This is a genomic window from Amycolatopsis palatopharyngis, from assembly GCF_003385185.1.
Classification (GTDB): domain Bacteria; phylum Actinomycetota; class Actinomycetes; order Mycobacteriales; family Pseudonocardiaceae; genus Amycolatopsis; species Amycolatopsis palatopharyngis.
The window spans coordinates 1-5315 of sequence record NZ_PQHZ01000108.1 but is presented as its reverse complement, the minus strand read 5'-3'; the positions used below and the strand labels follow the sequence as shown (position 1 = coordinate 5315).

3 rRNA genes are annotated in these 5315 nt (G+C 56.5%); all 3 read left to right on the top strand.

The window, feature by feature from the left end:
• The first annotated feature begins 161 nt into the window (after positions 1 to 161).
• Positions 162 to 1682: ribosomal RNA gene (locus tag D0C15_RS33625) — 16S ribosomal RNA — on the top strand.
• A gap of 293 nt (positions 1683 to 1975) precedes the next feature.
• Positions 1976 to 5100: ribosomal RNA gene (locus D0C15_RS33620) — 23S ribosomal RNA — on the top strand.
• Positions 5101 to 5194: 94 nt separating this feature from the next.
• Positions 5195 to 5311, top strand: a 5S ribosomal RNA gene (gene rrf, locus D0C15_RS33615).
• Together the 16S, 23S and 5S rRNA genes form the textbook arrangement of a ribosomal RNA operon.
• Positions 5312 to 5315 lie beyond the last annotated feature (4 nt).

Genomic DNA, 5315 nt, shown 5'->3' with positions numbered 1-5315 from the left:
TGCCTCGGGATAATAACAAGCTTTTCGCGTAGTGGTGTGTTGCTTGAGAACTCAACAGTGTGCTAGTGAACTAAGCCAGTAGAGCTTATGTATGAGAATACCCTTTGTGGGTTTCTTTGAGTGATTGATTGATGTAGTCATCGATCGGATTTTTCAATGCATTGTTGGAGAGTTTGATCCTGGCTCAGGACGAACGCTGGCGGCGTGCTTAACACATGCAAGTCGAACGATGAAGCCTTTCGGGGTGGATTAGTGGCGAACGGGTGAGTAACACGTGGGTAATCTGCCCTGTACTTTGGGATAAGCCTTGGAAACGAGGTCTAATACCGGATATGACCCCACATCGCATGGTGTGGGGTGGAAAGCTCCGGCGGTACGGGATGAGCCCGCGGCCTATCAGCTTGTTGGTGGGGTAGTGGCCTACCAAGGCGTCGACGGGTAGCCGGCCTGAGAGGGCGACCGGCCACACTGGGACTGAGACACGGCCCAGACTCCTACGGGAGGCAGCAGTGGGGAATATTGCACAATGGGCGCAAGCCTGATGCAGCGACGCCGCGTGAGGGATGACGGCCTTCGGGTTGTAAACCTCTTTCGCCAGGGACGAAGCCTTTCGGGGTGACGGTACCTGGATAAGAAGCACCGGCTAACTACGTGCCAGCAGCCGCGGTAATACGTAGGGTGCGAGCGTTGTCCGGAATTATTGGGCGTAAAGAGCTCGTAGGCGGTTTGTCACGTCGGCCGTGAAAACTGGAGGCTTAACCTCCAGCTTGCGGTCGATACGGGCAGACTTGAGTTCGGTAGGGGAGACTGGAATTCCTGGTGTAGCGGTGGAATGCGCAGATATCAGGAGGAACACCGGTGGCGAAGGCGGGTCTCTGGGCCGATACTGACGCTGAGGAGCGAAAGCGTGGGGAGCGAACAGGATTAGATACCCTGGTAGTCCACGCTGTAAACGTTGGGCGCTAGGTGTGGGCGACTTCCACGTTGTCCGTGCCGTAGCTAACGCATTAAGCGCCCCGCCTGGGGAGTACGGCCGCAAGGCTAAAACTCAAAGGAATTGACGGGGGCCCGCACAAGCGGCGGAGCATGTGGATTAATTCGATGCAACGCGAAGAACCTTACCTGGGCTTGACATGCACTGGAAACCGGCAGAGATGTCGGCCCCCTTGTGGCCGGTGTACAGGTGGTGCATGGCTGTCGTCAGCTCGTGTCGTGAGATGTTGGGTTAAGTCCCGCAACGAGCGCAACCCTTATCCTGTGTTGCCAGCGCGTAATGGCGGGGACTCGCGGGAGACTGCCGGGGTCAACTCGGAGGAAGGTGGGGATGACGTCAAGTCATCATGCCCCTTATGTCCAGGGCTTCACACATGCTACAATGGCTGGTACAGAGGGCTGCGATACCGTGAGGTGGAGCGAATCCCTTAAAGCCGGTCTCAGTTCGGATCGCAGTCTGCAACTCGACTGCGTGAAGTCGGAGTCGCTAGTAATCGCAGATCAGCAACGCTGCGGTGAATACGTTCCCGGGCCTTGTACACACCGCCCGTCACGTCACGAAAGTCGGTAACACCCGAAGCCCACGGCCCAACCTTTCGGGGAGGGAGTGGTCGAAGGTGGGACTGGCGATTGGGACGAAGTCGTAACAAGGTAGCCGTACCGGAAGGTGCGGCTGGATCACCTCCTTTCTAAGGAGCAACACATCCACGGCTCCCGGGATACCCGGGGTGATGTCGTGGGGTGGCCATCATCGAGAAACCGACTGTGTTTCTGTGGTGGTTGCTCAAGGAATTGTGGAACTACTGGTGATGGTTCGGCCGGTTTTGCCGGGACGCTCTCGTACTGCTTCCTTTTGGGGAGTGTGGATCGGGTGTTTCTGGGAGTTGGTTCGGATTGTTTGCTGGCATGCTGTTGGGTCCTGAGGCAACACGCCTCTGGGTGTGGTGTTTGAGAACTGTAGAGTGGATGCGAGCATCTTTGTGGTCAAGTTATTAAGGGCACATGGTGGATGTCTAGGCATCAGGAGCCGATGAAGGACGTGGGAGGCTGCGATAAGCCTCGGGGAGCTGTCAACCGAGCTGAGATCCGAGGGTGTCCGAATGGGGAAACCCAGCACCCGTGATGGGGTGTTACCCGCCGTTGAATATATAGACGGTGTGGAGGGAACGCGGGGAAGTGAAACATCTCAGTACCCGTAGGAAGAGAAAACAACCGTGATTCCGTGAGTAGTGGCGAGCGAAAGCGGAAGAGGCTAAACCGTATGCATGTCAAGCTGTCAGGTGTTGTGTGTGCGGTGTTGTGGGACCCGTTGTCCAGGGACTGACATTCCTGGGGATGCGCGTGGTGGTTAGTGGAACATGCTGGGAAGCGTGACCGGAGTGGGTGAGAGTCCCGTACGCGAAAACTGCTGCGTTGTGTTTGGACGGTGTTCCCGAGTAGCAGCGAGCTCGTGGAATTTGCTGTGAATCTGCCGGGACCACCCGGTAAGCCTAAATACTTCCTGATGACCGATAGCGGACTAGTACCGTGAGGGAAAGATGAAAAGTACCCCGGGAGGGGAGTGAAAGAGTACCTGAAACCGTGTGCCTACAAGCCGTCAGAGCGATCCTTCGGGATGGTGATGGCGTGCCTTTTGAAGAATGAGCCTGCGAGTTAGTGCTGCGTGGCGAGGTTAACCCGTGTGGGGTAGCCGTAGCGAAAGCGAGTCTGAATAGGGCGATTGAGTCGCGTGGTCTAGACCCGAAGCGGAGTGATCTACCCATGGCCAGGGTGAAGCGACGGTAAGACGTCGTGGAGGCCCGAACCCACTTAGGTTGAAAACTGAGGGGATGAGCTGTGGGTAGGGGTGAAAGGCCAATCAAACTCCGTGATAGCTGGTTCTCCCCGAAATGCATTTAGGTGCAGCGTCGCATGTTTCACATCCGGGGTAGAGCTACTGGATGGTCTAGGGGCCTTACCGGGTTACCGAAATCAACCAAACTCCGAATACGGGTGTGTGAGAGTGCGGCAGTGAGACGGCGGGGGATAAGCTTCGTCGTCGAGAGGGAAACAGCCCAGAACACCAGCTAAGGCCCCTAAGTGTGTGCTCAGTGGGAAAGGATGTGGGATTGCCCAGACAACCAGGAGGTTGGCTTAGAAGCAGCCACCCTTGAAAGAGTGCGTAATAGCTCACTGGTCAAGTGGTCCTGCGCCGACAATGTAGCGGGGCTCAAGCACACCGCCGAAGCTGTGTCATTTACACAATAGATCGGCTTCATCCTTTTTGGGGTGTTGTCTAGTCGTGTGGATGGGTAGGGGAGCGTCCTGCATCCAGGGAAGCGGCCGCGTGAGCGAGTCGTGGAGGGTGTGGGAGTGAGAATGCAGGCATGAGTAGCGAAAGCAGAGTGAGAAACTCTGCCGCCGGATGACCAAGGGTTCCTGGGCCAGGCTAATCCGCCCAGGGTAAGTCGGGACCTAAGGCGAGGCCGACAGGCGTAGTCGATGGATAACGGGTTGATATTCCCGTACCCGCGTTTGTGCGTCCCTGATGAGGCAGGTGAGACTAACCACCCGAAGCCGCGTGCTAATTCCTTCGGGATGCGGTGCGTGTGTGGAGCGTGGGACCTGATCCTGTAGTAGTCAAGCGATGGGGTGACGCAGGAAGGTAGCTCCGCCAGTGAATGGTAGTACTGGTGTAAGCGTGTAGGAGGAGGCATAGGCAAATCCGTGCCTCATATACTCTGAGACGTGATGCGTAGCCGATTGAGGTGAAGTAGAGTGATCCTATGCTGCCGAGAAAAGCCTCTAGCGAGTGCATGTGCGGCCCGTACCCCAAACCAACACAGGTGGTCAGGTAGAGAATACCAAGGCGATCGGGTGAACTGTGGTTAAGGAACTCGGCAAAATGCCCCCGTAACTTCGGGAGAAGGGGGGCCAAAGCACCTGAAGCCCCGTGCGGGCTAGGGTGAGTTGGCCGCAGAGACCAGCGGAAAGCGACTGTTTACTAAAAACACAGGTCCGTGCGAAGAAGCAATTCGATGTATACGGACTGACGCCTGCCCGGTGCTGGAACGTTAAGAGGACCGGTTAGCCTTTCGGGGCGAAGCTGAGAATTTAAGCGCCAGTAAACGGCGGTGGTAACTATAACCATCCTAAGGTAGCGAAATTCCTTGTCGGGTAAGTTCCGACCTGCACGAATGGCGTAACGACTTTCCGGCTGTCTCAACCACAGGCCCGGCGAAATTGCACTACGAGTAAAGATGCTCGTTACGCGCGGCAGGACGGAAAGACCCCGGGACCTTTACTATAGTTTGGTATTGGTTTTCGGTTCGGCTTGTGTAGGATAGGTGGGAGACTGTGAAGCCTTCACGCTAGTGGAGGTGGAGTCAATCTTGAAATACCACTCTGGTCGAATTGGGAATCTCAACCTCGGACCATGATCTGGTTCAGGGACAGTGCCTGATGGGTAGTTTAACTGGGGCGGTTGCCTCCTAAAGAGTAACGGAGGCGCCCAAAGGTTCCCTCAGCCTGGTTGGCAATCAGGTGTTGAGTGCAAGTGCACAAGGGAGCTTGACTGTGAGACAGGCGTGTCGAGCAGGGACGAAAGTCGGGACTAGTGATCCGGCACCACCTGGTGGAAGGGGTGTCGCTCAACGGATAAAAGGTACCCCGGGGATAACAGGCTGATCTTGCCCAAGAGTCCATATCGACGGCATGGTTTGGCACCTCGATGTCGGCTCGTCGCATCCTGGGGCCGGAGTAGGTCCCAAGGGTTGGGCTGTTCGCCCATTAAAGCGGCACGCGAGCTGGGTTTAGAACGTCGTGAGACAGTTCGGTCCCTATCCGCCGCGCGCGCAGGAGACTTGAGGAAGGCTGTCCCTAGTACGAGAGGACCGGGACGGACGAACCTCTGGTATGCCAGTTGTCACGCCAGTGGCATGGCTGGTTAGCCACGTTCGGAAGGGATAACCGCTGAAGGCATCTAAGCGGGAAGCCTGTTCCAAGATGAGGTCTCCCACCCTTTGTGGGTTAAGGCCCCCAACAGACCATTGGGTTGATAGGCCAGAAATGGACGCACAGTAATGTGTTTTGAGTTGACTGGTACTAATAGGCCGAGGACTTGCCCACAAACATGCTACGCATCCGCTCTACAGCTCTGAAACACCACACCACCACCCCAGCACCATCAGGGGTGGGCAGGTGGTTGGTTGTTTCACAGAGTTACGGTGATCATAGCGCCAGGGAAACGCCCGGTCCCATTCCGAACCCGGAAGCTAAGCCTGGCAGCGCCGATGGTACTGCAGCCGAAGGGCTGTGGGAGAGTAGGACGTCGCCGAACACCC